Annotated in this window: 24 protein-coding genes and 8 pseudogenes; 18 read left to right on the top strand and 14 right to left on the bottom strand. The window is 62.1% G+C overall.

From position 1 onward, the window contains the following. Position 1: 1 nt before the first annotated feature. Positions 2-391 (bottom strand): hypothetical protein, encoded by a 390-nt coding sequence (locus ACLFKU_RS23165; protein WP_410850608.1) that lies wholly within the window; start codon positions 389-391, stop codon positions 2-4. Further along, the gene (locus ACLFKU_RS23160) at positions 388-759 is read right to left on the bottom strand and encodes a tlde1 domain-containing protein (protein WP_176106670.1); all 372 of its coding nucleotides are present in this window, start codon (positions 757-759) and stop codon (positions 388-390) included. Before ACLFKU_RS23160 ends, ACLFKU_RS23165 begins: the two co-directional genes overlap by 4 nt. 264 nt (positions 760-1,023) lie before the next feature. Here ACLFKU_RS23160 and ACLFKU_RS23155 point away from each other — a divergent pair. The 6 genes and pseudogenes from ACLFKU_RS23155 to ACLFKU_RS23130 form a co-directional block, all read left to right on the top strand. After that, positions 1,024-1,419: pseudogene (locus ACLFKU_RS23155) on the top strand (amino acid synthesis family protein); the annotation flags it as partial. Positions 1,420-1,507: 88 nt separating this feature from the next. Next, positions 1,508-3,460 carry an ABC transporter permease gene (locus ACLFKU_RS23150; protein ID WP_410850607.1) on the top strand — a complete coding sequence of 651 codons (1,953 nt, stop codon included), beginning with the start codon at positions 1,508-1,510 and terminating at the stop codon, positions 3,458-3,460. Continuing rightward, positions 3,457-4,269 (top strand): ABC transporter ATP-binding protein, encoded by an 813-nt coding sequence (locus tag ACLFKU_RS23145; protein WP_410850606.1) that lies wholly within the window; start codon positions 3,457-3,459, stop codon positions 4,267-4,269. The genes ACLFKU_RS23150 and ACLFKU_RS23145 overlap by 4 nt, the downstream gene beginning before the upstream one ends. Then, positions 4,266-4,979 carry an ABC transporter ATP-binding protein gene (locus ACLFKU_RS23140; protein WP_410850605.1) on the top strand — a complete coding sequence of 238 codons (714 nt, stop codon included), beginning with the start codon at positions 4,266-4,268 and terminating at the stop codon, positions 4,977-4,979. The genes ACLFKU_RS23145 and ACLFKU_RS23140 overlap by 4 nt, the downstream gene beginning before the upstream one ends. A gap of 59 nt (positions 4,980-5,038) precedes the next feature. After that, positions 5,039-5,308: pseudogene (locus tag ACLFKU_RS23135) on the top strand (c-type cytochrome); the annotation flags it as partial. Positions 5,309-5,407: 99 nt separating this feature from the next. After that, positions 5,408-6,616 (top strand): ABC transporter substrate-binding protein, encoded by a 1,209-nt coding sequence (locus ACLFKU_RS23130; RefSeq protein WP_410850604.1) that lies wholly within the window; start codon positions 5,408-5,410, stop codon positions 6,614-6,616. A gap of 96 nt (positions 6,617-6,712) precedes the next feature. Here the strand turns inward: ACLFKU_RS23130 and ACLFKU_RS23125 are convergent, their stop codons facing one another. Then, a complete protein-coding gene (locus ACLFKU_RS23125; RefSeq protein ID WP_176125892.1) occupies positions 6,713-6,964 on the bottom strand; it encodes a hypothetical protein in 252 nt (83 codons plus the stop codon). 193 nt (positions 6,965-7,157) lie between these two features. Between ACLFKU_RS23125 and ACLFKU_RS23120 the strand changes: the two genes are divergently transcribed. Further along, positions 7,158-7,682, top strand: a complete 525-nt coding sequence (locus ACLFKU_RS23120; protein ID WP_368585151.1) for a DUF6496 domain-containing protein — start codon at positions 7,158-7,160, stop codon at positions 7,680-7,682. A 102-nt stretch (positions 7,683-7,784) separates the two neighbouring features. Here ACLFKU_RS23120 and ACLFKU_RS23115 read toward each other — a convergent pair whose 3' ends face one another. Beyond that, a complete protein-coding gene (locus ACLFKU_RS23115) occupies positions 7,785-9,113 on the bottom strand; it encodes an aspartate aminotransferase family protein (protein ID WP_410850603.1) in 1,329 nt (442 codons plus the stop codon). 187 nt (positions 9,114-9,300) lie between these two features. Here ACLFKU_RS23115 and ACLFKU_RS23110 point away from each other — a divergent pair, with 187 nt between their 5' ends. Continuing rightward, positions 9,301-10,716 carry a PLP-dependent aminotransferase family protein gene (locus ACLFKU_RS23110; RefSeq protein ID WP_410850602.1) on the top strand — a complete coding sequence of 472 codons (1,416 nt, stop codon included), beginning with the start codon at positions 9,301-9,303 and terminating at the stop codon, positions 10,714-10,716. A 21-nt stretch (positions 10,717-10,737) separates the two neighbouring features. On the opposite strand, the gene ACLFKU_RS23105 is transcribed toward ACLFKU_RS23110, so the two are convergent. Further along, positions 10,738-11,361 (bottom strand): LysE family translocator, encoded by a 624-nt coding sequence (locus ACLFKU_RS23105; RefSeq protein WP_410850601.1) that lies wholly within the window; start codon positions 11,359-11,361, stop codon positions 10,738-10,740. Positions 11,362-11,591: 230 nt separating this feature from the next. After that, a complete protein-coding gene (locus tag ACLFKU_RS23100; RefSeq protein ID WP_410850600.1) occupies positions 11,592-12,335 on the bottom strand; it encodes a tyrosine-type recombinase/integrase in 744 nt (247 codons plus the stop codon). A 161-nt stretch (positions 12,336-12,496) separates the two neighbouring features. On the opposite strand from ACLFKU_RS23100, the gene ACLFKU_RS23095 reads away from it, so the two are divergent. After that, positions 12,497-12,655 carry a hypothetical protein gene (locus ACLFKU_RS23095; RefSeq protein ID WP_368585156.1) on the top strand — a complete coding sequence of 53 codons (159 nt, stop codon included), beginning with the start codon at positions 12,497-12,499 and terminating at the stop codon, positions 12,653-12,655. 167 nt (positions 12,656-12,822) lie between these two features. On the opposite strand, the gene ACLFKU_RS23090 is transcribed toward ACLFKU_RS23095, so the two are convergent. After that, positions 12,823-13,347, bottom strand: coding sequence for a hypothetical protein (locus ACLFKU_RS23090; RefSeq protein ID WP_410850599.1), 525 nt, complete (start codon positions 13,345-13,347; stop codon positions 12,823-12,825). Between ACLFKU_RS23090 and ACLFKU_RS23085 the strand changes: the two are divergent. Further along, positions 13,322-13,723, top strand: a pseudogene (locus ACLFKU_RS23085) (tyrosine-type recombinase/integrase); the annotation flags it as partial. The gene ACLFKU_RS23090 and the pseudogene ACLFKU_RS23085 sit on opposite strands and share 26 nt — an antisense overlap. Positions 13,724-14,004: 281 nt before the next feature. On the opposite strand, the gene ACLFKU_RS23080 reads toward ACLFKU_RS23085, so the two are convergent. After that, a complete protein-coding gene (locus ACLFKU_RS23080) occupies positions 14,005-14,613 on the bottom strand; it encodes a short chain dehydrogenase (RefSeq protein ID WP_368585159.1) in 609 nt (202 codons plus the stop codon). Between the two features lie 107 nt (positions 14,614-14,720). Here ACLFKU_RS23080 and ACLFKU_RS23075 point away from each other — a divergent pair, with 107 nt between their 5' ends. Beyond that, on the top strand, positions 14,721-15,614 hold the full coding sequence (locus ACLFKU_RS23075; RefSeq protein ID WP_410850598.1) for a LysR family transcriptional regulator: 894 nt from the start codon (positions 14,721-14,723) through the stop codon (positions 15,612-15,614). Positions 15,615-15,908: 294 nt separating this feature from the next. Here the strand turns inward: ACLFKU_RS23075 and ACLFKU_RS23070 are convergent, their stop codons facing one another. After that, positions 15,909-16,214 carry a hypothetical protein gene (locus tag ACLFKU_RS23070; RefSeq protein WP_410850684.1) on the bottom strand — a complete coding sequence of 102 codons (306 nt, stop codon included), beginning with the start codon at positions 16,212-16,214 and terminating at the stop codon, positions 15,909-15,911. Continuing rightward, positions 16,174-16,323: pseudogene (locus tag ACLFKU_RS23065) on the bottom strand (sigma-70 non-essential region-containing protein); the annotation flags it as partial. The gene ACLFKU_RS23070 and the pseudogene ACLFKU_RS23065, both read right to left, overlap by 41 nt. Position 16,324: 1 nt before the next feature. Between ACLFKU_RS23065 and rpoD the strand changes: the two are divergent. Continuing rightward, a pseudogene (gene rpoD, locus ACLFKU_RS23060) lies at positions 16,325-17,224 on the top strand (RNA polymerase sigma factor RpoD); the annotation flags it as partial. Positions 17,225-17,380: 156 nt separating this feature from the next. Here rpoD and ACLFKU_RS23055 read toward each other — a convergent pair. After that, positions 17,381-18,661, bottom strand: a complete 1,281-nt coding sequence (locus tag ACLFKU_RS23055) for a hypothetical protein (protein ID WP_410850597.1) — start codon at positions 18,659-18,661, stop codon at positions 17,381-17,383. 467 nt (positions 18,662-19,128) lie between these two features. Between ACLFKU_RS23055 and phaP the strand changes: the two genes are divergently transcribed. Next, on the top strand, positions 19,129-19,641 hold the full coding sequence (phaP, locus tag ACLFKU_RS23050) for a TIGR01841 family phasin (protein ID WP_410850596.1): 513 nt from the start codon (positions 19,129-19,131) through the stop codon (positions 19,639-19,641). A gap of 250 nt (positions 19,642-19,891) precedes the next feature. Here the strand turns inward: phaP and ACLFKU_RS23045 are convergent. Together ACLFKU_RS23045 and ACLFKU_RS23040 are read right to left on the bottom strand one after the other, a co-directional pair. After that, positions 19,892-20,125, bottom strand: a pseudogene (locus tag ACLFKU_RS23045) (sodium:calcium antiporter); the annotation flags it as partial. 198 nt (positions 20,126-20,323) lie between these two features. Further along, positions 20,324-21,460 carry a diguanylate cyclase domain-containing protein gene (locus ACLFKU_RS23040; protein WP_410850595.1) on the bottom strand — a complete coding sequence of 379 codons (1,137 nt, stop codon included), beginning with the start codon at positions 21,458-21,460 and terminating at the stop codon, positions 20,324-20,326. 649 nt (positions 21,461-22,109) lie between these two features. Between ACLFKU_RS23040 and ACLFKU_RS23035 the strand changes: the two are divergent. Continuing rightward, positions 22,110-23,251: pseudogene (locus tag ACLFKU_RS23035) on the top strand (PDDEXK nuclease domain-containing protein). Between the two features lie 413 nt (positions 23,252-23,664). On the opposite strand, the gene ACLFKU_RS23030 reads toward ACLFKU_RS23035, so the two are convergent. Continuing rightward, complete coding sequence (locus ACLFKU_RS23030) at positions 23,665-24,414, bottom strand: SDR family oxidoreductase (RefSeq protein ID WP_410850594.1); 750 nt, start codon at positions 24,412-24,414, stop codon at positions 23,665-23,667. Between the two features lie 83 nt (positions 24,415-24,497). Between ACLFKU_RS23030 and ACLFKU_RS23025 the strand changes: the two genes are divergently transcribed. The 4 genes and pseudogenes from ACLFKU_RS23025 (at position 24,498) to ACLFKU_RS23010 (ending at position 25,845) form a co-directional block, all read left to right on the top strand. Beyond that, entirely contained in the window at positions 24,498-24,887 is a 390-nt protein-coding gene (locus ACLFKU_RS23025; protein WP_410850593.1) for a TetR/AcrR family transcriptional regulator, read from the top strand. Beyond that, positions 24,799-25,068 (top strand): hypothetical protein, encoded by a 270-nt coding sequence (locus tag ACLFKU_RS23020; RefSeq protein WP_410850592.1) that lies wholly within the window; start codon positions 24,799-24,801, stop codon positions 25,066-25,068. The genes ACLFKU_RS23025 and ACLFKU_RS23020 overlap by 89 nt, the downstream gene beginning before the upstream one ends. Before the next feature lie 235 nt (positions 25,069-25,303). After that, positions 25,304-25,585, top strand: a pseudogene (locus ACLFKU_RS23015) (IS110 family transposase); the annotation flags it as partial. A gap of 5 nt (positions 25,586-25,590) precedes the next feature. Further along, entirely contained in the window at positions 25,591-25,845 is a 255-nt protein-coding gene (locus tag ACLFKU_RS23010; protein WP_410850591.1) for a group II intron maturase-specific domain-containing protein, read from the top strand. Positions 25,846-25,918: the final 73 nt, after the last annotated feature.

Below are 25,918 nucleotides of genomic sequence, written 5' to 3'. Positions count from 1 at the left end.
CTCACTCTATCTGCTTGAACATTCGGTCGTTCTCGACTCTCGGCAACAAATGCTTCGAAACGACAAAGACCTCTACGGAACTCATCGAGCATTCAAATTCGCCAGCGTCGTCCACAGTAATCACCTTGACCTTGTTTCCGTTTTTTTCGTGGAAGGTGATGTGATAGACCTCACGCCACAACTGTTCGCCATCCTCCGATTTTCCAATTTTCTCGGACGCCAGTTGCACGGCTTGGGTTTTCGTATAGTCGATGCTGCCAATCATGCCTGCGTCTTTCAGGCTGTTTTCGGCGATGTTGGTCGGCCACCTGTCGCATGGCGGGTTCGGTCTGGCTTGCGCCAGGCACAGCGCGGGAAGGGATAGCAGCAGGACTGCAAAAATGCGTTTCATGAATGTTCCACCCTAAGCATTCTGTCGCCACTGTTCCAGATCTGCTTGCGATATGGGAGGTGCAGAACGATACATCCATTTGACGCGTTGCCGGGTTCCTTCATGCTGTCGCCGTGGATCATGAAGCCGTCGCGCCCGCCCAGGCTGGTTCCCGCAACGGGGTTGAGCCGCATGGAATGCGGTCCAGTTTTAGGGTGCGGAAATGGTGCGGTAATTTCATACAGGCCAACGGGAATTGGTCCCTGGTCACGGACATACTGGCTACTGTGCTTATTCTTGTGCTCTCCCTTGCCGGAATATCCCTTATCTGTGATTAATTTGTCGTTGTGATACAACAAGTGGCTCTCATGCTTGTAAATCCAAACCATCGTCTTTTTCTCATTGGTTGTACGAACCAACGATTAAACCAGACCGACTGGTTGCACACAATTTTTAAGATATGCGTCAGTTTGATCTGCATCCCGATATGGAGATCGTCTACATCTTCGAGATGAGCACGGGCAGCGCGTGCATGCGCGGGTGGGCGGCCTCGCGAAGGGGGCGGTCGTCGGCAAGGATGGCTTGCGCTGAAACTGAAGCGGTGCGCACCAACTCACGGTAAACGGCAATGCAACGAACCTCGCAGAGCGGAGATGGCGATCAGGCTTCGCAAGCTGTTCGTGCACGCAGACCGTCGAGCCGCCCGCGTGCCGTGCGGTCGCGATTGCGGTGATCGATAATGCGTATGCGGGCCGCTACGAGGGCGAAGCTCGACGCGCTGATCGAAGCCCGCGAGGAACCCGGCGCGCTGCTCGGCAAGCGCTGCGTCGAAGCGATCGGCATCGCGCCCGGCGAAGCGCAAAGCTACGGCAAGGGCGGCGATCGTCGGCGAGGCGGGCGAGCTCGAACGTGCGGTCGCGATCCCGCATCCGAAGCTCGGCGCGCCGCTGCGCGCGGCGGTCGCGAGAGGCGCCGCTCCGTTGCCGTCGGCTAAAGAGATCAGCACGCTCGGCACCGCGACCGACGTGCCGCGCGGCCACAAGGACGCCCTTGGCTTGTTGCCCGGGTGATTTCGCTGGTAGTGTCCTGCCTTTGACGCGGGCGCGCATGGTGCCGCCCGCGCTGCCGAGGGTCACGATGCTTTCGAATCTGCTGGTACAACTGGTCAATGGACTCGCCGACGCGTCGACGCTGTTTCTGGTCGCCGCCGGTTTGTCGTTGATCTTCGGCGTGACGCGCATCGTCAACTTTGCGCATGGCTCGTTCTATATGTTCGGCATCTACGTCGCGTACAGCATCGCGAGCCGCTTTGGCCATACCGCGGGCGGCTTCTGGCTGTCGGTGCTGGCCGCCGCGCTCGCGGTCGGGATGCTGGGCGCGCTCGTCGAAATCGTCGTGCTGCGGCGGATCTATCAGGCGCCCGAGCTGTTCCATTTGCTCGCCACCTTTGCGCTCGTGCTGATCTTTCGCGACGCCGCGCTCTGGCTTTGGGGCCCCGACGATCGGTTCGGCCCCCGCGCGCCCCATCTCGCGGGCGCGGTCGACTTTCTCGGGCATCCGCTGCCCACTTACGACATCGCACTGATCGTGATCGGCCCCATCCTATTGCTGCTGCTGTGGTACGCGTTGACGCGCACGCGTTGGGGCACGCTGGTGCGCGCCGCGACGCAGGATCGCGAGATGCTCGGCGCGCTCGGCATCAATCAGGCGTGGCTGTTTACCGGCGTGTTTTTCGTCGGCGCGTTTCTCGCAGGGCTCGGCGGCGCGCTGCAAGGGCCGCGCATATCGGCGAACCTGTCGCTCGACCTGGAGACGATCGGCAACGCGTTCGTGGTCGTCGTGGTCGGCGGCATGGGTTCGATTCCGGGCGCGTTCATCGCGGCGTTGCTGATCGCCGAAATCAAGGCGCTGTGCATCGGCATCGGCCATGTGACGTTCTTCGGCATCGGTTTGTCGCTAAGCCGCTTTACATTGGTGGCCGAATTCGTCGTGATGGCGGTCGTGCTGGTAGTGCGGCCTTGGGGTCTGCTGGGCCGCGTGAGTGCCGCGGTGCGCGCGATGGGTGCGCCGGAAGCGCCATTGCGTCCCGCGGGCAAGCGTCTGAAGTGGCTCGCCGCCGTCGTGTTGCTGGTGCTCGTCCTGGCGCCGCTCGCGGCCAACGCGTTTCCGTATATGCCGGTGCTGCTCGTCGAAATCCTGATCGCGGTGCTGTTCGCGACGAGCCTGCATTTCATCATGGGCCCGGGCGGTCTGCATTCGTTCGGCCACGCAGCGTACTTCGGACTCGGTGCGTACGGCGCGGCGCTGTTCCTCAAAGTGCTGAATCTGCCGATGGAAGCGGCGTTGCTGCTCGGGCCGCTGCTCGCGGTGGTCGGCGCGCTCGTGTTCGGCTGGTTCTGCGTGCGCCTGTCCGGCGTCTATCTGGCGATGCTGACGCTCGCGTTCGCGCAAATCGTCTGGTCGGTCGTGTTCCAGTGGGACGACGTGACGGGCGGCAGCAACGGCATTCTCGGACTATGGCCGCCGAGTTGGCTGTCGTCGCCGGTCGCGTTCTACTACCTGACGTTAGCGTGCGCGGTGCTCGGCGTGTGGCTGTTGCGCCGCATGCTGTTCTCGCCGCTCGGCTACGCGATGCGTGCGTCGCGCGATTCCGCGCTGCGCGCCGAGGCGATCGGCATCGACGTGAAGCGCGTGCAGTGGGCGTCGTTCGTGATCGCGGCGTTGTTCTGCGGACTCGCCGGCTCGCTGTACGCGTTTTCGAAGGGCAACATCTCGCCCGAAGTGATCAGCGTGAGCCGCTCGGTCGATGGCCTCGTGATGGTGCTGCTCGGCGGCTTGCAGACCTTGAGCGGGCCGATCGTCGGCGCGGCCGTGTTCACGTGGCTGCAGGACACGGTCGCGCGACAGACCGACTACTGGCAGGCGCTGCTCGGCCTCGCAATCCTGCTGCTGGTGATCGCGTTTCCACAGGGAATCGTCGGCTTCATTCGCGAGCGTTTCGGCGACGCGAACGGCGATCAGACCGATAAGTCCAACGGCGGCGCCGCGTCGCCATCGCAACGGACCGCCGCGGTCAAGGAGGGCCTATGAGCCTGCTGCGCGTAAGCGGTCTGTCGCGGTCATTCGGAGGACTGAAGGCGGTCGATGACGTTTCATTCGAGCTCGAAGCCGGTCAACTGCTGGCGCTGCTCGGCCCCAACGGCGCGGGCAAATCGACCTGTTTCAACATGGTCAACGGCCAGTTGCAGCCGTCGTCGGGATCGATCCTGCTCGACGGTCATGAACTCGTCGGCATGCGGCCGCGCGATATCTGGCGGCGCGGTGTCGGCCGCACTTTCCAGGTCGCCGCGACCTTCAACTCGATGACGGTGCTCGAAAACGTGCAGATGGCGCTGGTGTCGCGCGAAAAAAAGACCTTCGGTCTCTGGAAACCGGCGGCTGCGCACCATGCCGGCGAAGCGTCCGCGTTGCTCGAACAGGTCGGCATGAGCGAGCACGCGAAACGCGCGTGCGGGGTGCTCGCGTATGGCGACGTGAAGCGCGTCGAACTCGCGATCGCGCTCGCGAACCGGCCGAAGCTGCTGTTGATGGACGAACCGACCGCCGGCATGGCGCCGAAGGAGCGCAACGAATTGATGGCGTTGACCAGGCGTCTGGTGACCGAACGAAAGATCGGCGTGCTGTTTACGGAGCACAGCATGGACGTCGTATTCGCGTACGCGGACCGGATGATCGTGCTCGCGCGCGGCAAGCTGATCGCCGAGGGCGACGGCGATACGATTCGCAACGACCCGCGCGTGCAGGAAGTCTATTTCGGCACCGGCAAGATGTTCCGGCCGCACGCGGCGCTGCAGGACGCGGACGGCAACGCGCGCAACGGCCGGGGAGCGCAGCAATGAGCGAACCGATGCTGAAAGTCTCCGGCCTCAATGCGTTTTACGGACGCGCGCACATCCTGTTCGACGTCGACCTCGAAGTCGGCCGTGGCGAAGTGATCGCGCTGATGGGCCGCAACGGCGCCGGCAAATCGACGACGATGAAAGCGGTGATGGGACTGCTGCCGCGGCGCCACGGCGAAGTCACGTTTCGCGGCCAGAACATCAGCGCGCTTGCGCCGTACAAGATCGCGCGCATGGGCGTCGGCTTCGTGCCCGAGGACCGCCGCGTGTTCGCGGATCTGTCGGTGATGGAGAACCTCGACACGGGGCGCCAGCCGCCGCGCGAAGGCGCGCCGCAATGGACGCCGGAAAAGCTGTTCCGCCTGTTTCCGAATCTCGGCGAAATGCCGCAGCGCCCCGGCGGCCAGATGAGCGGCGGCGAGCAGCAGATGCTGACCGTGTCGCGCACGCTGATGGGCAATCCGTATCTGGTGTTGCTCGACGAACCGTCCGAAGGCGTCGCGCCGTTGATCGTCGAGCAGATGGCGAACATGATTCTCGAATTGAAGCGCGAAGGGCTATCCATTTTGTTGTCGGAACAGAATCTGCACTTCGCCGAACTGGTCAGCGACCGCGCGTATGTGCTCGAAAAAGGGCAGATCCGTTTCAGCGGCACGATCGGCGAACTCGCACGGAACGAAACGGTGAGGCGCGCTTATCTGAGCGTGTGAATTCATCCAGTAATGCCGGCGAAAGTAGAGGCCGATGGCGCCGATGATAGGCGAGCGCGCGGCTTTTCGGCGCAGATCCGGCGCTCGCGCTGCATACGAACCCGCACGGCGCGGCGCCGGACAACCCGATTCGCGTGATTCTCGACGGCATCGGCTCGCCTGCGCGGCCCGAACTCGGTACGATGCCGGCTTACCGCGAAATTTTAAACGACGCCCAGGTCGCCGGGTTCGTGTCGTACCTGCGCGCGCAGTTCGCGGACGGCAAGCCGGCATGGCGGGACGTCGCCGCGAACGTGGCCAGAATCCGCGCGCAACCGCGCGAGCAATGAGCCGTCGGCCGTCGTCCGCAGGTGCGCGGGTCCGGCGCGCTTGCCCGCCCGTTCGCACGTCTGAAAAAACCACCATTCCTTCTAATTACGGAGTAACGCATGACCACGCGCGCAGGATGGATCTCTCGCCTCATGGTGTCGACCGTGTGCTCGTTCGCCGCGCTCGGCGCGAGCGCCCAGCAGACCATCAAGATCGGCGAGATCAATAGCTACAAGGCGCAGCCCGCCTTTCTCGGGCCTTACAAGCAAGGCTGGAATCTCGCGCTCGAGCAGGTGAACGCGGCCGGCGGCGTGCTCGGCAAGCAACTCGAAGTGATTTCGCGCGACGACGGCGGCAACCCCGGCGACACGATCCGCGTCGCGCAGGAACTGATCGCGCGTGAAGAGGTGCAGTTGCTGTTCGGCGGCTTCCTGTCGAACACGGGCCTTGCGCTCGCCGACTTCGCGAAGCAGAAGAAAATCTTCTTCCTCGCCGCCGAACCGCTGACCGACAAGATCGTCTGGGCCGATGGCAACAAATACACATACCGTCTGCGTCCTTCGACCTATATGCAGGTGGCGATGCTGGTGCCCGAGGCCGCCAAGCTGAAAAAGAAGCGCTGGGCGATCGTGTATCCGAACTACGAGTACGGGCAATCGGCGGTGGCGACCTTCAAGAAACTGCTGACGGCCGCGCAGCCGGACGTGCAATTCGTCGTCGAACAGGCGACGCCGCTTGGCAACGTCGACGCGGGCGCGGTGACCCAGGCGATCGCCGACGCGAAGCCTGACGCGATCTTCAACGTGCTGTTCGCCGCCGACCTCGGCAAGTTCGTGCGCGAGGGCAACACGCGCGGGCTCTTCAAGGATCGTTCGGTGGTGTCGCTCCTGACCGGCGAACCCGACTACCTCGATCCGCTCGGCGCCGAGGCGCCGACCGGCTGGATCGTGACCGGCTACCCGTGGTATTCGATCGATACGGCCGCGAACAAGCAGTTCGTCGACGCGTATCGGGCCAAATATCACGACTATCCGCGGTTGGGCTCGGTGGTCGGCTACTCGGCGCTGATGTCGATCGCGGACGGCATCAAGAAGGCGGGGTCGACCGATCCGGACAAACTCGCCGCCGCGTTCAAGGGGCTCAATGTGCAGACGCCGTTCGGTCCGATCACGTACCGCGCGCAGGACAACCAGTCGACGATGGGCGCGTATGTCGGCGTGACCGGCGTGAAGGACGGCAAGGGTGTGATGACGTCGTACCGCTATGTGGATGGCGCGAGCGTGCAGCCATCGGACGCCGAGGTGAAGAAAATGCGGCCGGCGGATTGAGGACGCGGCGCGCGGCGGTCCGTCGTGACTGCCGCGCGCTGGCCGCGTGAGTGCTGGTGAAGGCGCGTCCGCGGCGGCTTCTGCCGCCGGTGAAACCTACTCTTCCGCGTCGTGCTCCATGACGAAGCGCTTCAGGTAAGCGAGCACGGCCGCTTCCATCGCGCGATGATCGGCGGTGTTTTTCGATCCCGCGTTCTCTTCATCGCCGAACAGGGTGGACGGCGCGTTGTGCACGTCCACCTCTTGCCCCTCGCGAAACACGCGAATTTCGTGGACGTCTTCGACGTACTCGGCGATCCAGTGCACGCCCTCGATATGTGCGCCAGCGCGAACCGTAACTATCTTCATGGCTGTCTCCGTGCAAGCGGTCGATTTGAGTTGGCGCCTCGGCGCTGACTCCCGTCCCATGTCCACAACCATACGCCGTCCCGCCCACGCACGCGAGTCCCGCCCGTAACCGCTGCCGGACCAGGGCGCGGACGGGCGTTGCGGCACGCTCGTTGCTGAACTATAAAGGCTCACCCACAACCGGAGAACCGTCATGCCAGAGCAGAAAACCTTGAAGCGTGCCGCGGCCGATAAACGCGCGGGCAAATCAGCGAGTACCCAAGCGGGAGAGTTCATCAAGGAACAGGTGGACAAGGTCCGCGCCGGCAAGCACGGCGTGCGCTCGCCGAAGCAGGCGATCGCGATCGGGCTGTCCGAGGCGCGGCGCGCCGGCGTCGACGTAAAGCCGCCGAAGAAGGGCGCGACGAGCGAGGCGACCCGCAAGAAAGCGCAGAAGGATAGTGCGGCGGGCAAGCACGCGGGCGCTGCAAAGAAGAGCGCGAGCAAGGAGTCCAGTGCTAAACGCTCGCGTGTGTCGGAAAGCGTGCTCAAGCGTGAGAGCAAGGCTGGGGCGTCGTCGGCGGCGATGTCGAAGCAGGCGAAGTCGGCTGCAGCTAAGCGGCCTGCTGCGAGCCGCTCCGCCGCAGCCAAGAAGGCCGCGGCGACCAAAGGCGCGGCTGGACGCTCCGCTGCCGCGAAAAAGGCCGCGCAAACGCGGGCGTCGCGCGCGCATCACTGAGCCTTGCGGCTCGCAAAGCGGCGGCAATGGAAAAGAGCGGCGGCACGCATGCGCGTGCCGCCGCTCTTTCGTTGTCGCCCGCTGGCGGGCTTGCCCGCCTTCTTACTGCACCGTCGCCAGCACTTCGCCAACCGTGCGGAAGAGCCGCGCAATCTGCTCTTCGTCGATGATCAGCGGCGGCGAGAACGCAAGGATGTCGCCGGTGAAGCGGATCAGCACGCCCGCCTCGAAGCATTTGACGAAAGCCTCGTAGGCGCGCGCGCCCGGCGCGCCGTCGCGCGATTCGAGCTCGATGCCCGCGACGAGGCCGAGATTGCGCACGTCCTTCACATGCTTTGCGCCGCGCAGCCCATGCGCGGCGGTTTCGAACGCCGGCGCGAGACTCGCCGCGCGCTCGAACAGCTGGTCGCGGCGGTACAGATCGAGCGTCGCGATCGCGGCCGCGGCCGCCGCCGGATGCGCCGAATACGTGTAGCCGTGGAACAGCTCGATCGCGCCCGGCGCGCCGCTGCCGACCACCGTGTCATGGATCGTCCGGCTCGCCGCGACCGCGCCCATCGGAATCGACGCGTTGTTGATCGCCTTCGCCATCGTGATCAGGTCCGGGGTGACGCCGAAGTGTTCGCTCGCGGTCGCCTTGCCGAGACGGCCAAAACCGGTGATCACCTCGTCGAAGATCAGCAGGATGCCGTGCTTCGTGCAGATCTCGCGCAGCTTCTGCAGATAGCCTTGCGGCGGAATCAGCACGCCGGTCGAGCCGGCCACCGGTTCGACGATCACCGCGGCGATCGTCGAAGCGTCGTGCAGCGCGACGATGCGCTCCAATTCCTCGGCCAGATGCGCGCCCCATGCCGGCTGGCCCTTCGAGAACGCGTTGTGTTCGAGGTTGTGCGTGTGCGGCAGATGATCGACCGCCGGCAGCAGCGCGCCCGAAAACGTCTTGCGATTCGGCGCGATGCCACCGACCGAAATGCCGCCGAAGCCGACGCCGTGATAGCCGCGCTCGCGGCCGATCAGACGCGTGCGCTGAGCTTCGCCGCGCGCGCGATGGTAGGCGAGCGCGATCTTCAGCGCGGTGTCGACCGATTCGGAGCCCGAGTTCGTGAAGAAGATGCGGTCGAGCCCTTCCGGCATCAGCTCGGCAACCTTGGTCGCCGCTTCGAACGCGAGCGGGTGGCCCATCTGGAAGGTCGGCGCGAAGTCGAGCGTCGACAGCTGCTGCGTGATCGCGGCGACGATTTCATCGCGGCTATGACCGGCGTTCACGCACCACAGTCCCGCGCAGCCGTCGAGAATCTCGCGTCCGTCGGTGCTCCGGTAGTACATGCCCTTTGCCGATTCCAGCAGGCGCGGCGCGGCCTTGAACTGGCGGTTGGCGGTGAAGGGCATCCAGAAGGACGACAGATCGTCGATGACGGGGCGCGAAGTCATGGCATCTCCTCGAAGTGGGGGTCGGTTGGGGCTTTGAGCGTAGCCAAACTGTAGTCCTCGCGGTTTAATGGCGGCATAAACAGTTGACGAAGTGTGGTGCCAACTGTGCTGGCGGATTGGCGCGAACTGTCCCGGTAGGCGGGCGGTCCGCGGTTGGTCTTTTTGCCCCTGGTTTTTCGCCCAAAACATGATCGAACTGGACCTTCAACGCGACCGGCGTGCGGCGCCGACGCTCGTCGAACAGGTTGTGCAAGGCTTCGCGCGCGCGATCGACGCGCAATCGCTGCGCGCCGGCGCATTGCTGCCGTCGGTGCGGCAGCTTGCGCAAAGCCACGCGCTGAGCACCTTCACGGTTACCGAGGCGTACAACCGGCTCGTGTCGATGGGGCTGGTGGTCGCGCGGCGTGGCTCCGGCTATCGGGTGGCGGCGCGCTCGCCGTCCGCGCGCGCGGCCGTCGCTGATTGGACGCCGCCGAGCCTGACCGCGACGTGGCTGCTGTCCGACGTGTTCGCCGATCACTCGGTGCCGATCAAGGCGGGCTGCGGCTGGCTGCCGAGCGAATGGACCAACGAGAGCGGCCTGCAGCACTCGCTGCGCGCGCTGAGCCGGGTGCCAGCCGTGCGTCTCGGCGACTACGGCCATCCGTACGGCTTTGCGCCGCTGCGCGAGCGCATTGCCGAACAACTCGACCGACGCGGGCTGCCGGTCGACGTCGCGAACGTGCTGCTCACGCAGGGCGCGACGCAAGGACTCGATCTGATCGTGCGAACGCTGCTGCGAGCGGGCGATGCGGTGATCGTCGAGGATCCCGGTTACTGCAACCTGCTGCAGATCCTGAAGCTCGCCGGGCTAGTCGTGCATGGCGTGCCGCGCACGCCGGCCGGCGTCGATACGGAGGTGCTCGAAACGCTGGTCGCGCGGCACAAGCCGAAGGCCATCTTCGTCAACACCACGCTGCAGAATCCGACCGGCGCGACCTTCGGCATGTCGGCCGCGTTCCGCTTGCTGCAGATCGCCGAGCGCGAACGCATCTGGGTGATCGAGGACGACGTGAGCCGCGAACTCGCGCCGGCCGGCGCGCCGCTGCTGGCGGCGATGGAAGGCTTGCAGCGCGTGTTGCACGTCGGCGGCTTTTCGAAGACGGTGACGCCGTCGCTGCGCTGCGGCTATGTGGTGGCCGAGCAGGCGGTGCTGCGCGAACTCGCGCGAACAAAGATGGCGGTGGGGCTGACGTCGTCGGAAACGATCGAGCGGATCGTCGACAAGGTGCTGGTGGAAGGGCGTTACGCGCGCCACGTCGAGACGGTCAACGAACGGCTCAAGCTCGCGCACGTGGCGCTCGAAGAGCGGCTCGACGCGCTCGGGCTCGAGGTGTTTCACCGGCCGCGCGCGGGGCTCTTCATGCTGGCGCGCCTGCCGATCGAGGCGGAGCGCGCCGCCGAGGTCGCGACCGCCGCGCTCGCGCACGGCATCTGGCTCGCGCCGGGCTCCTATTTCCGTCCCGACGACGCGCCGAGCGCGTGGTTCCGCTTCAACGCGCCGTATTCGACCGACGACGCGTTGTGGCGCTTCATCGAGCGAGTCGGGCAGGGGGCGTGGTAGACGCGGCGGCGCGTCGGACGCTCAGCCGCCGCGCCCGAACAGCTTCAGCGCGATCGGATACAGCGACCCCACGAGCAGCAGCGCCATCGCGACGTTGAAGATGCGCAGCCGCTTCGGGTTCGACAGGACCTCGCGCATTGCGGTGCCGAAACCGGCCCACACGCAGATGCACGGAAAGCCGATCACATAGAACACCGCGGCCATTGCAATCGCGTTCATGCCGAAGCTGTTGCTCAGATGAATCGTCGTCGCGGCGGTCAGCACCATCATCCACGCCTTCGGGTTGACCCACTGAAACGCGATCGCTTCATGAAAACGCATCGGGCGCCGCTCGCCGTTTCGGAGCTTCAGCTCGCCCGACGTGCCGATCTTCCACGCCAGATACAGCAGATAAGCGACGCTGACGACTTCGAGCACCGTGTACAGCACGGGAAAGTGCACGAACGCTTCGCCGAGGCCGACGCCGACCGACAACATCAACAGCACCACGCCGACGCTGATGCCGGACAGATGCGGCAGCGTGCGGCGAAAGCCGAAATTGACGCCCGAAGCGAGCAGCATCGTGTTGTTCGGACCGGGCGTGATCGAGGTGACGAGCGCGAACAGAACGCCGGCGGGCAGCGCGCTGAGAGTGACGAAAGACATGAGGGATGGGCTCCGGTGTCGCCAAAAAACGGTGAAAGTCATTCTAGCGAGCGCCCCCGGTACAGTACCTGTACGGTTTTGAAAATGGTCTCCAGTACGGATCTATGATGACTTGATGAGCAGGGAAACGCCGTCGCACGGCGTGTCGACACTAATAATTAGATCGCCGCCGCTATTAGTGAGATTTCCGACACCATAGATGAGATTGGATGTGGAAAAGGCGCCGCTGATTAGCTGTCGTTCGTCGGCGCTCCTTTGGAAAAGCTCGGTGAGCAGCCGTAAGCGGACATATCAGCGTCCACACATGAACGACAGCAGTGGCCGAACGTAGCAGTCACGAGCATAGGCAGGTCGGTCACCGACAGGCGTCCGTGGTGGGGTAATGCAGATGCTTTCCTTCGTTTTTCAGCCACGGGTTGAGCTTCGTCTGGAAAACTCCCCTCCACGAACGCCCGCGTCTGCGTCAGATCCGTGCGCGCATAGGCGGCCGTCGTCTGCACCGACGCATGACCGAGCAGCGTCTGCGCCACCGGCAACGGCACCGCGTGATCCACCACCAGGGCGCGAGCATAGCCATGCCGTAACCAGTGCGTCGACGCGGCGCGCAGTAGTGTAAGCGTCTCCAGGTCGCGGGGCGTCACCCTCGTTTCGGCGGCGAGCAGGCCGGCCTTGACCTCGTCGTACAGGCAGCTGTGTCCGAGCGCGTCACGCTTCTCGCTGTGGATCAGGGCGACCCGTTCAAAGGGCGACGGGCAGGCCGGCGAGGCGCGCGCGAGCCGGTAGGCGCGCAGTGCCGGCACGCACACCGAGGGCAGCGGCACCGACCGGCGCTTCCCGCCTTTGCCCTGCACGTGCAGGGTCCACTGGTCCTGCGAATCCACCTCGAGCCGGGGCAGGCCGTCCGCTTCCGACCACACCAGTTCCGCCAGCCGCACGCCGGCATAGCGGTACAGCGACCCGCGCGCGTGAGCCACGCGCGGCCGGCGGCATCGGGCGCGAGCACCGCGAGCCAGCGCGCCGGACTGGAAGGACCGGGTGCGTCCGGATCGGCGAGGGCAGTGACGGCTGTATCCGCAGCGGCCGTGGCGGACACCGTGGGCGTGGCCGCGTCGTCCGGCGCGAACCGGAACCGCCGGTGCTGTCTGAGCAGCCGCAGCAGCACGGTGTGAGGCGTCGGTGCGGTATCGCCTGCGGCGACCCGGAGCCGCCCGCGCTCCCAGTACTCGACCGCGGCATCGTGATCAAGCAGCAGCGCGAACACGAGGGGGTGATCGCGTTTCGCGTCGGCCAGTGACGGACATCCGCGCTTGAGTAATGCGAGTGTCCAGCGCGTGTAGACCGGGTGGCCCAGGGCGTCGGCGACATAGGCGAGCGCCGCGTCAATGGTGTCGGGCAGACGCTGCGGGGGCGCGCTGGCCATGTCGAGCCAGCCGGAAAAGCCTGGCAGGCCGGGTGGGCGGTTCATTTCGGGCGGCGCCGTCTGGTGGTCGCCGGCGTCGGCGACGTGCTGGCCGGTTTGCGGTGGGGCGATGACCCGGCAGCGTGGGCGCGGCCGTCGACGGTGGCCAGCAGCGCACGCTGTTCCGCGACCACCGTGGTCGGCGCCGCGACGTCCGCGGCTGCGCGCAGGGGCGCGTCGCGTTCCGCCGCAAGGTCGCCGAGCAGGCGATCCCGCAGCGCTTCGAGCGCCGCCACGCGCTCCTGCTTTTCGGCAACCTGTCCCGTCAGCCGTTCACGCTCGTTCTGCAGCGCGTGGCGCTGGTGCTCCGTCTCCTGCAGCAGCTGTCGGGACAGCCCTTCATAGCGGGTGTGCACCGCGGCGAATTCCCTGGCATGCGCCTCCTTCATTTCAGTGAGCGCGAGCCGGGCCGCGTCCAGTTGCCCCTGCAGGTCAGCGGCGGCCGTCCGGTACGCGTCCGTCCGCTCGGTCAGGCTGCGGCAGTTGGCCCGCAGCGTCGCCCACGTGGTCTCGCGGGCAACTTTCATGCAACAAAAGACGCAACGACCCGTGCAGTTTGAGATCACGGAGCAAACGCGGCAGAGCGTGGCGGCCTGGATCGCTGCTCAACGACTGAAGCCGGCTGACTATCTTTTTCCAAGTCGCCTACATGCGTCGCCGCACTTGTCGACGCGTCAGTACGCCCGCATCGTTCATCGCTGGGTCGCATCAATCGGACTCGATGACGCAGCGTACGGGACACATACGATGCGCCGCACGAAGGCTTCGCTGATCTATCGACGCACCAAAAATCTTCGTGCAGTTCAGTTGTTGTTGGGCCATACGAAGCTCGAGAGTACCGTGCGGTACCTCGGGATTGAAGTCGACGATGCCCTTGAGATGGCAGAGCAAACTGAAGTCTGATTGCCCTGAGGCCGGTGAGCGGACGCTTGCCGGCCAGGAGCCGCCGGTCGAGGTCGTCGTCCAGTTTGGCTGGACGAGGTCTCATTCGCCCTCGCTCAATGGCCGGTCTCCGGCGAGCAAATTGCGGAGGGCACTGCCTTAACCCGCCCCCCAAGGGGCGACCAACTTTTTCGATAGCGGTCATTCAATTTCATTGCAAAGTTGCGCCGTCCGTTGGTCGCATCCCCGTTGCTTTCGCTTGGTAGCTAGGGTCTACCACAAATTGCCTCGAGCCCTCTACTTCAATGACCAACCCGATAGACGCGACCACTTTGCACGCCTTCCACGCTGCGTCTATAGGCCATTGCCACACGTGTTGCCGGCACGCTTTCGTAGGCGGGAAAGAACGGACCAAACCGGTCCATAGATTCCGTCAGCACTGTCGGGCTAACGGCATTTATGCGGATGCCCCGTGGAAAATCGCATGCAGCAGCACGCACGAATCCTTCAATCCCAGCATTCGACGCTGCGGCGTTGGAACCTTGCGCAATCGGATCATCGACCGCGATGCCGGAGGTCAGCGTGATCGACCCGCCATTGGACAGGTAATGCTGACCAACCAGCGCGACGCGCACCTGACTTAGCAGCTTGTCCTGCAAGCCTTTGTGAAAGTCGGCCGCTGTCATCTTTTCGATGGGAGCCAGAATGACATTGCCCGCGGCAGCGATGATGGCGTCGACTTGTCCGATCTTCTTGAACAGCGCACCCACGCTGTCATCACTGGTGATGTCAACGTGATGGTCACCGTGGGTGCGCCCGACACGAATGATTTCGTGTTTACCGCTGCGAGCAAGTTCATCTGCCACGGAACGACCTACGTCTCCACCGGCGCCGATTACGACGATCTTCATAAAACACTCCTTTTCGAGTTCGGGTTGAATCATCAACATTCTTAACCAAACCATTGAGGTGATAAATGTGCTCTAATTTCCAACACTACTAACCCATAGTTTGCAATATGGACAAACTGCGCGCGATGGAAACCTTCGTTGCCGTCGTGGAGGGAGGCAACTTCACCGAGGCGGCACAACGGCTGCAAATATCGGCCGTAATGGTCGGCAAGTATGTGCGTGAACTTGAAGAGCGTCTCGGCGCGCGCTTGCTGGAGCGCACCACACGACGGCAGAACTTGACTGATGCTGGTCGCGTTTTCTATGAAGACGCCAAGCGTGCGCTTGAACACGTGCGTACGGCTGAGACATCGATCGAACGGTTACGCGCGTCGCCATCCGGCACATTGCGGATAAGTGCTCCGATCACCTTTGGCTCCTGTGTCATCGCTCCTCTAGCCGCGACTTTCCAGCAGATCTATCCGCGCGTGCGCATTGAACTGGAATTGAGCAATCGCGTCGTCGACCTTATTGACGAGAGTTTTGATCTGGCCATCCGAATTGGTGAACTAGGCGACACCGACCTGATAGCAAAACCGTTGACCAGCTACCGCATGGTGATCTGTGCGTCTCCGAGCTACCTCGCCCGACATGGCCGTCCAGAGACGCCGCAGGACCTGAGCGAACATCACTGCCTGTCTCACACGGTGTGGAATGGCCGCAACGGCTGGAAACTGAGGGGTGGGGATGGGCCACAGTCTTCGAAGGATCCGGTTTTCACATGCAACGATGGCAACGGTCTACGTGTAGCTGCCATCGCCGGTGCGGGATTGTTGCTGCAGCCCGAGGTTCTGGTGGCACACGCTCTGGCGAGCGGGGCATTGGTGCCGGTGATGCAGACCTACTTGCCCGACCCGCACCCTATCCACGTCGTGTATCGACACGACCGGCGACCGCTGCCAAAGCTCACCCGCTTTGTTGCGCATTTGCTCGAGCATGTGGCAGAGCGAGAACCATCCTAGCGTGCTTCTTTCGGGGTTAGGGCACCATCCGGGTGATTTTGTGATCTGAGTGTCGACGTCTATCATCGCGGCTCCGGTATACAACCGGCGTCGGCACTCACAGTTCGCTGAGCGGCAGCGGACCTCCAAACATCATTCTGGCTTGGCTGCTTGCGGCCCGCGAGTGGTTCATATGAATCCACATTCGGCTTCAAACCCGAAGTGATACATGGATGAAGATGACGTTATAACTTACAGCGGAACGGCGATTGTCATCGATCCCTGGCTCTACCCCGAACGTCTCATAGGGGCCGATTAGGTGAAGTCGAAACGCCGGACATCGAGCAGGCCATCGCTGATGGTGACGACGCCGGGAGCGACGAGGGCGATGAGGACAGTGAGTTCGAAGAACGGGACACGGCGAGGGCGAACGAAGCGCGTCTGAAACAGCTCACGAGCGACAGCCTCGCTATATTTGCCCGAGTGCGCGAACTGTTCGAGCAGATTTCCGGTTCCTGTGCTGCGCAGGGTAAGGGGCGCGTGACCCACGCTCACCTGTGCGAAGCGATCCAGCGCGAGCTGACGCGACGAATTTCTCGCGCGGCATGCCGCACCGGTCAACGGCAATTTGCAGGATATGCCGCTCGACCGCACGCACCTGTGCGACCTGCTGTTGCACGTCGGTACATAGCCGGTCGATGGTTCGCGCCGTAAAGCGAATGGGTGCCACGTGGACTGAAAACACGGCGGCGGCGTCGCGCGCGTACGGCGACGCGCTCGAACGTAGTCTGCCGGCAATTCAGGCCGAACAGCAGAAGCTTCTCGATATCGAAGCGAAGGTCGGCCTGTCGTTGCAGCAGCTGAAGAAAATCAACCGGCAGATGATGGCGGCTGAGTCAAAGATGCGGCAAGCAAAGCGCGAGATGATCGAGGCCAACCTGCGGCTCGTGATCTCCATTGCGAAAAAATACGTGAACCGGGGCATGCACTTTCTGGATCTCATCCAGGAAGGAAATATCGGCCTGATGAAAGCCGTCGACAAATTCGAATATCGACGCGGCTGGAAGTTTTCAACCTACGCAACATGGTGGGTGCGGCAGGCAGTGACGCGTTCGCTTGCGGATCAGGCCCGCACGATCCGGGTGCCGGTGCACATGATCGAGTCGATCAACAAGCTGAACCGGATTTCCCGCGAGATCCTGCAGCAGACCGGACGCGAGGCTCATCCTGCCGCGTTGGCGCAGCGCATGGAACTGCCGGAAGAGAAGGTTCGCGGCATGTTGAAGGTCGCGAGGCAACCCGTATCGCTCGAGACGCCAGTGGGTGAGGATGCCGACGCGACACTTGGCGATATGATCGAAGACCCGATGGCGGCATCGCCCGCAGATGCGGCCGTGCAGGCGAACCTGCGCGTCGCAATCGATGAGGCGCTCGATGCATTGTCGCCGCGTGAAGCGAAGGTGTCGCGGATGCGTTTCGGGATCGATACATCGACTGACTATACGCTCGAGGAGCTGGGCAAACAGTTCGACCTGACGCGCGAACGCATCCGGCAGATCGAAAGCAAGGCAATGCGAAAACTGATGCACCCGAGTCGCGCCGCCAGGCTTCGGCCATTTCTCGACCATTAACGCGTAGACTCGCGCATAAGCGGGTTGCGCTGTTTCAGGGACGGCAGGCGCTCCCGATCGTCGACCGCATAAGCCGTTGTGGAGCGCACCGGGCCCGGACGGCTCAATGCGCTGCACGCCTCATCGGACAGCGGATCGTCGTACGCTACCGCCGACTCACAGCAGGACTGCCTGCTGCAGAAGTTCCAGAGCCTTCAATTCGTCCAATCGGCCCGTGCGTGCCTTACCTGCCAGCGTCTTGATCAACGCTTCCGCGATTGGCGCGATACCGACAAGGTTGTCCAGGCTGGTGACGGAAGCGGGGAGCGACACGGGGTTTTGCTGCGGGATTGCAGCGGCTGGAAGCAATTCAGCGGTGGGCGGTGTGACCACCGGCAGCTTGCCATCACTGCCTTCAGAGGAGCGACCGGCGGCCTCGGCGGAGGCACCGCTTATGTGATATTGCTGGCTGACGACGATTGCCTCTGTCGCTTCTCCGACATCCGCTGAAGCAGGCGAGGCGCTTTCTGGCTCAACCGGGACGCCCGTCCGCGCGCGCCGCGTGTGCACCTTCGAATTTGCGGGTCTTCCTGACGCATCGTCGTTCGCGGTGGCCGCAATCGGCTCATGTTGATCCGCGGAAGCACGTCCGCGCGAAGCAGGAGTGAGCAGCCGTGACACCGACTCGGGAATCTCCGCTTCCGAGCGCGGCGAGTCCAACCAGCCAGTCGGCAAACCAAGTCGCTCCGTGAAACGGTTCGCCTCGACATCGTCCATGCGCTTCTTGCCATATAGCCGATGTGCCATGTTTGACTTGGTCATGGATAGGACTACACCAAGTCGCGCTTTGGATCCGTTGCGACCCGTGAGGACGTGGAGGTTCTGCCGTCGAATGTTTTCGACCGTAGCGCTGTCGTCTAACGCCAGCGGGTGCTGCCGGGTCGCTTCAGAAGAGGCTCTGGACTTCGGAGATGAATCTTTTCCTGGTGCATGGGTGCCAGTCGGTCTGGCCATTTGGCTTCGACTCTGTTTGACGGTCACCGGCGACCCGCCCGTTGCTCTCTTTGGCATTTCCGTTTCCTCGGACAGGTTATCTTCCAGCATGGGTTGTTGGCCGCCGTTCGGGGCGGAAGTCGGTACTGGCGTTTCAGACTCAACCTCGGGCTCGTCGTCTGATTTGACAAAGTCGAGCGATGACTTCAGACGGGCGATGGTTTCGGGCGCGAGCGCAGGATGGGGCTGATCAAAGAAACCGTGCGGAAGCCCAAGCGTGGTTTCCATATGAAAAGCGGTCTCGGGCGTGAATCTTTCGCCCTTCATCAGTTCGGCCACTCGTGTCATGTTCGAGTCGAGTCCGAGCGCGATATTCTCTGCGCCCACGGCATCGACGAGAAACTGAAATGATCGTGTTTTGAAAATCGACGAAGTCTGAGTGGAGTCTCGAGGCGGTGCCTTCACGTACCGTTGTCCCTGCCTGTTGGGCGGTGACTTTTTCATGTGACGAGGTTGGCGTTGGCCGCTGTCCCGAGGTCCCGCATGTCGTCCGCGGGGTTGACTCATAAAACAGGGCTCCGTGCGATCAATGATGTTCTGGCTCGTGAATTATAGACGAGGGTAAATTTCGAACATCCGATGCGTTAGCCTGTCCATCTAGTGAGAAATACCCCCACGCGGCGCACGAATGATGAAAAGCCCGAATCTATCATTGGCCGCGGCTTGTCATGCGACGCCAATATAGTGTTCGCGGATGTGACTGATGCCGGCTACCCCTCCGTTTCTGCTCGACGCACGCCAGAATATTTTCGTGCGAAGCCGCTCGAGCACCGGTCGGCGGGAATGGTCTTTGCGGCGGGCTAGGCTGCATCATTTTCGCGCCGGTCCTTTGCGACTGGTACCTGCAGATCATCGCATTCGAGGAGACAGTTATGGCGAGCGAAACGCTTCTGGTACTTCCGGGTAATGGAGGCGAGACCGAACGGGCTGCGGTGGGCAGTGCCGAGGGTCGCGCGGCAGTTAATCTTTTTGTCGATGTGGCGGAAAGGTTGTTCGAACTGAACCGCACGGCAGTAAAGACTTCAATTGACGAACAATTTGCGGTCGCATCGAAGGCGCTTGAAGAAAGGTCGCCGCTGGGCGCGTGGCGGCTGCAGGCGAGCTATGTCCTTGCCGGATCGGCGAAAGCGGCTGCCTACTGGCGCCATGCGACCGAAATCCTGCTGGACTCGTTTGCGGATGTCGTGAATGACGCCGAGCAACGCGTGAATCGGGGCTTCCTCGTGATGACAGGTGTGCTCGAAGATGCGACCGTTGGATTCGGGTCCTCGATTCTCACGGGAGACCAGGGGCCCGCGACACACAGCATGCAGGAAACGGCGCAGATTATCTCGCAACCCGAGGACGAAACTCCTGCTCGGCGGCGCGGTAGGGCAGATGGATAGGCCGCGTCAACGTAGTGCGGGTTCGACGCGGACCAGTACGCGCGGCCACCCTCGCTTGGCCGGGGAAGTCGGATCAGACGAAAGAGCGGCGCGGGCGCACGCCGCGGCCGGCGTGCGCGAATCATTTGTGCCTTTACGTGTGCATCGGTACGTCGCGTCGAGAGCCGAACGCATCGGCCGCTCTAACGGAAACCTAGATGATGAACCTGAAACCTGCCGAGCAGAAACCATCATGATCAGCGGTGCGACTGCCTTCAACACCGCGAATAAGTCCTTTAGCCCCGCCGACAAGAAGCGCCAGACCAATCGCCAGTTGGAGGGTAATGGTCGCAAGATTGGTTGGCAGGCCCGTTCGGGAAAGGAACATGGCAACCGTCGCCTCCGTTCGATGCCCTCCCTGGAGCGGTTGTTCCGATGCACGAAAAGTCACCACCTTATAGATGACGTAGACGCCAACCAGTGCGCGGCTAAACAACGCCCGGACGTACGAAATTGGTGTAGCACAAACATGGCGGCGCTTCTCGGCCGCGATGATGGCGGACACCATCATCACGAACGACAGCTCCATCACCGGCAGATACACTTTCCAGTGGGATTCAGGTTGACGGAGACCCGCGTTAGCTTCACCGAACTCACATTTTCGGACCATCATCGGCCCTTGGGAATTGCCCGAAGCGGTCGTTCAGCATAGCGGCTGCATGTCGGTTGCATCGGCAAACTCTGTCTGCCCCTTACCCCGCGTTTTCGCCCGGTACATTGCGCTATCCGCGGCACGCATCAATGTTTGGGTGTCGAGAGAGCTGCCTCCGGTGCCTTCCGTCAGCAGCATGCACACTCCAATGCTGGCCGAAACGGCAGTCCGATGTCCGCCAGCGGTTCGCACGTTGCTCAGGATGACGTGAATACTATCGGCGATTCTGAGCGCGCCTTCCTGGTCGCATACGTGGTGTGCAAGGACTACGAATTCATCTCCGCCCAATCGTGCGAGCGTGTCACCGCGGCGCATCCGGCTTACCAGGGCCATGGCAAAACTCCGCAGCAATTCGTCACCTACCGCATGTCCGTGTGCGTCGTTCACTTCTTTGAAACCGTCCAGGTCTATTAGGAACAAGGCAGTCTGACCGACTTCGGTACCTCGACCGGTCAGCGTTCGCCCAATCACCTGCTCAAGTCGGAGGCGATTGCTTAGCCCCGTCAGGGGGTCAGTGGCAGCCCGCTTTTCGAGTCGATACACCAGCACCGCCAGGTAGAGGGATATTGCTGCAACGCTAAACGTCAAACCCAGTCCGGCCTCGATGTTTGTCCGCCACCACGGTTGCCAATACATCAGGCTTACGAATCCAGCGAGCGCCACCGCACATGACAGCGCCAGCATTCGTCGGCCGTAACGGCAGCCGGCACCCACCAGTAACCAAAAAACCACCCAGAGCAGCGGAAGCGCGGCCCTGCCGCCAATTGCCAGAGCTGTCGTCACCGTTGCCTGGTCGACAACCGTGGCGAGAGTTAACCTGACGTATGAGCGCGCTGGTCCGACCTTCGTGGCGACGTACGTCACGATACCGAACACCACGTAAATCGCGACCGTCACCATCGTTGAGTAGGCGACTGTCGAATGACAAATCAAGGTGAAAGCCAGGTACGCGAGCAGAACCACGGTTCCAAAAACCATGCGCAATATCGCTTGTTCCTTCTCGGGGTTCTTCGGAAACACACGCCACATCGCTTGCTCGCGCCAAGAATGAAGATCCGCCTCGGCCATCCCAACCACCCCGCTAGAGTCCAATAACTGCCGTGTGGGCAAAACTTCGTATTTGTTCACTTGGGGTCTCCACGAGTGAGACCCGCCGTTGGAATCCATCTTAAGATAATTTATGCAATCGCCGTGAATGTTCTACATACGAAATATTTGTGGCTGTAGGAGTGTGCTGACAAGAAAAGATCCACCAAACGTTTGCTTGTCATTGAATTGGATCTTTCCAGCTCACCTTAATCGTTTGCGGAAGAAGGTGATGCCGCCACCTTCGAGAGGTGAATGCACGACAAGTTGCGTGGAAGCTCACCGTAAGACTGACGGGAAGGAGAGGCCGCCTGTCAAACGGCAATGCACAACTGCGGGCGAAGTGTTGGGGTGTTGCGAGGTCTCGCTGCAGCCGCAGTCCCTCAATGTCTCCGGCTGAAGTGCAACTAACGGTCAAAGTCATCCACCACCATGCCGAGGCTTCGCCCGAAAACCAGCTGCCAAAAGGGTGATCAATCCGGACTGTCGTCGCGCCAGGATGCACTTGATTACCGGTCGATGCCGACTGAGCGCACGGCTCTATGGTGCAAGCCGCGGGTTGGAGGCAGACGATGGATGAATCTGACGCAGCATGTCGAAATGGATTAGTCTTGCGAAGGCGAGCGAGGGGCTGTCCCGGGAGTTCCAGTCGGGTATCCTCCTTTCGATGAGACCAGTGAAAGCAGAAACAATGAATGACCTGATACCGCCTGAAGGCGCCTACAGCGACACACTCGCTGACGTGGTCAAGCTGTTGGAGGAGGGTCGCCGGACAGCGGCGCGGAGCATCAATGCGCTGATGACGGCGACATATTGGCTGTCGGGCGCCGGATCGTTGAATCTGAGCAGGGTGGGCAGGGGCGCGCCGCTTACGGGCAGGCGCTCCTGCAGCGACTTTCCGCAGATCTGACGAGGCAGTTCGGTCGGGGTTTCGGTGCAGACAATCTGGAATTGATGCGCCTGTTCTACCAGAGCTATCCGCCGGGTGAGATTTCCGAATCAGTGATTCGGAAATCCCGGACACAGGAGCCCAAGACAAAATCCGAATCGCCGGTTCGGATTTTCTCGCTTCAACAGTTGGCCGAGCGCTTCCCCTTGTCCTGGACGCACTATGTGCGGCTGATGCGACGGACGCGCTCGCCCGAAGAGCGTGCGTTCTACGAAACCGAAGCATTGCGCGGCGGCTGGAGCGTGCGACAGCTCGAACGGCAGATGGACAGTTAGTTCTACACGCGCACATTGCTGTCCAAAGATATGCGTGCGATGCTCAAAAAGGGCACTGTCGCAAAACCCGGCGACCTCGTGACGCCAGAAGAAGCAATGAAGGATCCTTATGTCCTCGAGTTCCTGGACCTCAAGGACGAGTACTCCGAAAGCGACCTTGAAGAAGCGCTACTCCATCGGCTCGAGGACTTCCTGCTCGAGCTGGGTGGCGACTTCACATTAGTCGGGCGGCAGCGGAGATTACGAATCGGCGACAGCTGGTTTCGCGTGGATCTGCTCTTCTTTCACCGGCGGCTGCGATGTCTGGTGATCATCGATCTCAAGCTGACCGAGCTGAATCATGCTGACGTCGGCCAGATGCATATGTACTGCAATTACGCGAAGGAACATTGGACTTTACCCGATGAGAATCCGCCGGTCGGCTTGATCCTTTGCGCGAGAACAAACGCGGCAATCGCGCGCTATGCGCTTGACGGCCTGCCTAACAAAGTGCTTGCCGCGGAGTATCAAACGGTGCTTCCGGAAGAGCAATTGCTTGCTGACGAACTCGCGAAAACCCGCCGTGAATGGGAGGCGCAGCATCCCATCCTGCACGACTCCCAAACCTGACGGACGAGCTACGCACACAATTCGGTCAAAGGCGCCGTTGGAGCGGATCGGTTTTACGTCAGCGCTGCGGCCGATTGCGACATTGTCGGCATGAAGCAAAGGAGCGGCAGCTTTCTACATCCGCGAACTCACACTTTCGACCCACTCCGGTCAGATAGCTTTCTCCGAACCGGTCAGTCAGCCAAATTCAGGTTTTGCGAACCAGGGTGCCGGTAAGCGGCCATTGGCGAGCTGACCCTATCGGCCCGACTACCATCTGCACGATCCGCGCGTCCGCAAGACGAAGACCAACGGACGCACAGTGCCGCACGCTCGAAGAAATAAATACCCCGAAGCAACTGCGACCCGACAAGTTTCGCTATACCGGCGCTCAATCACGGCGGAAAACGGCCCATGCGACAGTGACATAAGGCTCAAACGGCGAGTGAGCCACCGTCAACGTAGAGCTCGACGCCTGCGATATAGCTGCTTTCGGTCGACGCCAGGAAGAGCACGGCGCGCGCTATCTCATCTGGCCGGCCCAAGCGCCCCATCGGCACGAGTTGCTTCAGCATATCTTCGACTCCCGGCCGCGCATCGAGGTAGCTCCGCATTGGGCGTGTCTCGGTGCCGCTCGGCGAGACCACGTTCACGCGGATGCCTCGCTCCCTCAGGTCTGCCGTCCAGCTTCGCGCGAACGACCTCACAGCCGCCTTGCTTGCGTTGTAAAGCGACTGGCCAGGAAAGCCTTTGCTGCCAGCCACCGAGCCATTGAGGACGACAACGCCACCTGACGAAAGTAGCGGCAAAGCCTTCTGCACAGTGAAGAGCATGCCACGCACATTGAGGCCGAAAAGTTGGTCGAACCCCGCCTCGTCGATGGTGCCGAGCGGTCGCGGCTCGACTTCGGCAACGCCAGCATTTGCGAAAACGACGTCGAGTCTACCGTGGTCGCGCCGGATGCGCTCATAGAGTCGATCAAGATCGGCGAGGTTACTTGCGTCCCCCTGAACGCCGACGGCACCGTTGCCGATTTCTCGTATCGCCTCGTCTAGTCGACTTTGCCTGCGGCCCGTGATGTAGACCTGGGCTCCTTCGTCCGCGAAAAGCCTGGCGCTCGCAAGGCCGATGCCCTCGCTGCCGCCGGTGATCGCCACAACCTTGCTCTCGAATCGCTTTGCCATATAGAGGATCTGTAGTTAAGTGGAGAATTGCTCCACTTAGTAATGGAGGCATCATCCACTTATCAAGAGAAATCAAGGCAAGGATGAAGAGCAAGCGTTCCACGACCGACGAAGCACCGCTGCGTGCCGACGCAGCCCGCAACCGGCAGCGCATTCTCGAAGCGGCGGACGCGCTGTTTCTCGAACGCGGCGCTGAGGCCTCGCTCGACGATATCGCGAAGCGTGCCAACGTTGGTATCGGCACGCTCTATCGTCGCTTCCCGACGCGCGACGCGCTCCTCGCCGCGACGAGTGATGAGCGCCTCCTGTCACTCGCCGAAGCAAGCCGCGCACGCGATGACAAGCTGGAACCCAACGCTTCCGTACGGCTTCGTCAAGGAGCTCGTGAACCACGCGACCCACTATCGCGGGTTGGCTGCGTTGCTGGGAACGGTACTGCAGGAAGGTACCGCTGGCTGTCGCGCCGGGCGTGAAGAGGGGCGCCGGCTGCTCCATCGTGCCCAAATGACAGGGACGGTTCGCAAGGACGTCTCGGTAGACGATCTCGTGTGCGTGGTCACGGCGATCGCTCTCGCCGTCGAGCAAGGCGGCGCGACGAAATCGCGCGTTGCCCACCTGGTGGATCTCTTCCTCGACGGTATAGGCAATACCTAGGCGGCGTGAAGACATTAACTTGCTTTTTGCTTTAAACAGGCAGCATGGGCAGTGATTGGATCTGAAGCCGACATGGGCTGGAGGACAGTGAAGGTGCGCTCGGGGTTTCGCTGCGTCAGTCCGCTCCCTGAACCCACCGCTCCGAAGCAATGGGATGGACGCCCCCACCCGAAACGGCATCTGCGTGCCAAAGTGGAGTTGCGTATCAACCACTTCACGGACGGGAGCGCCCATCATGAAGGCTACAACCATTGGTATCGATCTGGCAAAAAACGTGTTCCAGCTTCACGGTGTCGACGGGCACGGCAAGGTAGTTCTGAAGAAGCAGATGAAGCGCGAACAGATGGCGACGTTCTTTGCGAATCTGGCGCCGGCGCTCGTTGGCATGGAGGCTTGCAGTGGTGCCCACTACTGGGCACGCAAGCTGCAAGGCATGGGTCACACCGTAAGACTAATGGCGGCGCAATTCGTCAAACCCTACGTAAAAACGAACAAGAACGACGTTGCTGACGCCGACACACCGTGGAATTGCCGGACCTGGCGCAGGAGATCAACCCTGTGCTCAAAGGGTGGCTGCAATATTATGGCCGCTTCTATCGTTCGGCGCTGTACGCGGTGTTCGATTCGTTGGATCAGTACCTGGTGCGGTGGGTGCGCAGGAAATACAAGCGCCTAAAGGATAAAGTGAGTCGGGCACGGGAACTGGTGGTCAAGATAAGACATCAGCGGCCGGGTCTGTTTGCTCACTGGATTCTGGCGCAGAACGGTGGGCAATAGGAGCCGGATGAATTGAGAGATTCACGTCCGGTTCTGAGAGGGCCTGCGGGTGCGATTCCCGCGGGCTACTCAC

The organism is Paraburkholderia sp. EG304, assembly GCF_046543485.1.
GTDB classification, from domain to species: Bacteria; Pseudomonadota; Gammaproteobacteria; order Burkholderiales; family Burkholderiaceae; genus Paraburkholderia; species Paraburkholderia youngii.
This window is presented reverse-complemented; position numbering and strand designations above follow the sequence as displayed.

Bases quoted from the DNA above. Each gene is read 5' to 3' on its own strand.
- ACLFKU_RS23080 (WP_368585159.1), bottom strand. From the start codon at position 14,613: ATGAAGATCGTCGTAATCGGCGCCGGTGGAGACGTAGGTCGTTCCGTG.
- ACLFKU_RS23030 (WP_410850594.1), bottom strand. From the start codon at position 24,414: ATGGCAAAGCGATTCGAGAGCAAGGTTGTGGCGATCACCGGCGGCAGC.
- ACLFKU_RS23105 (WP_410850601.1), bottom strand. From the start codon at position 11,361: ATGTCTTTCGTCACTCTCAGCGCGCTGCCCGCCGGCGTTCTGTTCGCG.
- ACLFKU_RS23150 (WP_410850607.1), top strand. From the start codon at position 1,508: ATGCTTTCGAATCTGCTGGTACAACTGGTCAATGGACTCGCCGACGCG.
- ACLFKU_RS23025 (WP_410850593.1), top strand. From the start codon at position 24,498: ATGAAGAGCAAGCGTTCCACGACCGACGAAGCACCGCTGCGTGCCGAC.
- phaP (WP_410850596.1), top strand. From the start codon at position 19,129: ATGGCGAGCGAAACGCTTCTGGTACTTCCGGGTAATGGAGGCGAGACC.
- ACLFKU_RS23075 (WP_410850598.1), top strand. From the start codon at position 14,721: ATGGACAAACTGCGCGCGATGGAAACCTTCGTTGCCGTCGTGGAGGGA.
- ACLFKU_RS23145 (WP_410850606.1), top strand. From the start codon at position 3,457: ATGAGCCTGCTGCGCGTAAGCGGTCTGTCGCGGTCATTCGGAGGACTG.
- ACLFKU_RS23140 (WP_410850605.1), top strand. From the start codon at position 4,266: ATGAGCGAACCGATGCTGAAAGTCTCCGGCCTCAATGCGTTTTACGGA.
- ACLFKU_RS23120 (WP_368585151.1), top strand. From the start codon at position 7,158: ATGCCAGAGCAGAAAACCTTGAAGCGTGCCGCGGCCGATAAACGCGCG.
- ACLFKU_RS23125 (WP_176125892.1), bottom strand. From the start codon at position 6,964: ATGAAGATAGTTACGGTTCGCGCTGGCGCACATATCGAGGGCGTGCAC.
- ACLFKU_RS23165 (WP_410850608.1), bottom strand. From the start codon at position 391: ATGAAACGCATTTTTGCAGTCCTGCTGCTATCCCTTCCCGCGCTGTGC.
- ACLFKU_RS23160 (WP_176106670.1), bottom strand. From the start codon at position 759: ATGGTTTGGATTTACAAGCATGAGAGCCACTTGTTGTATCACAACGAC.
- ACLFKU_RS23130 (WP_410850604.1), top strand. From the start codon at position 5,408: ATGACCACGCGCGCAGGATGGATCTCTCGCCTCATGGTGTCGACCGTG.
- ACLFKU_RS23090 (WP_410850599.1), bottom strand. From the start codon at position 13,347: ATGAAAGTTGCCCGCGAGACCACGTGGGCGACGCTGCGGGCCAACTGC.
- ACLFKU_RS23110 (WP_410850602.1), top strand. From the start codon at position 9,301: ATGATCGAACTGGACCTTCAACGCGACCGGCGTGCGGCGCCGACGCTC.
- ACLFKU_RS23115 (WP_410850603.1), bottom strand. From the start codon at position 9,113: ATGACTTCGCGCCCCGTCATCGACGATCTGTCGTCCTTCTGGATGCCC.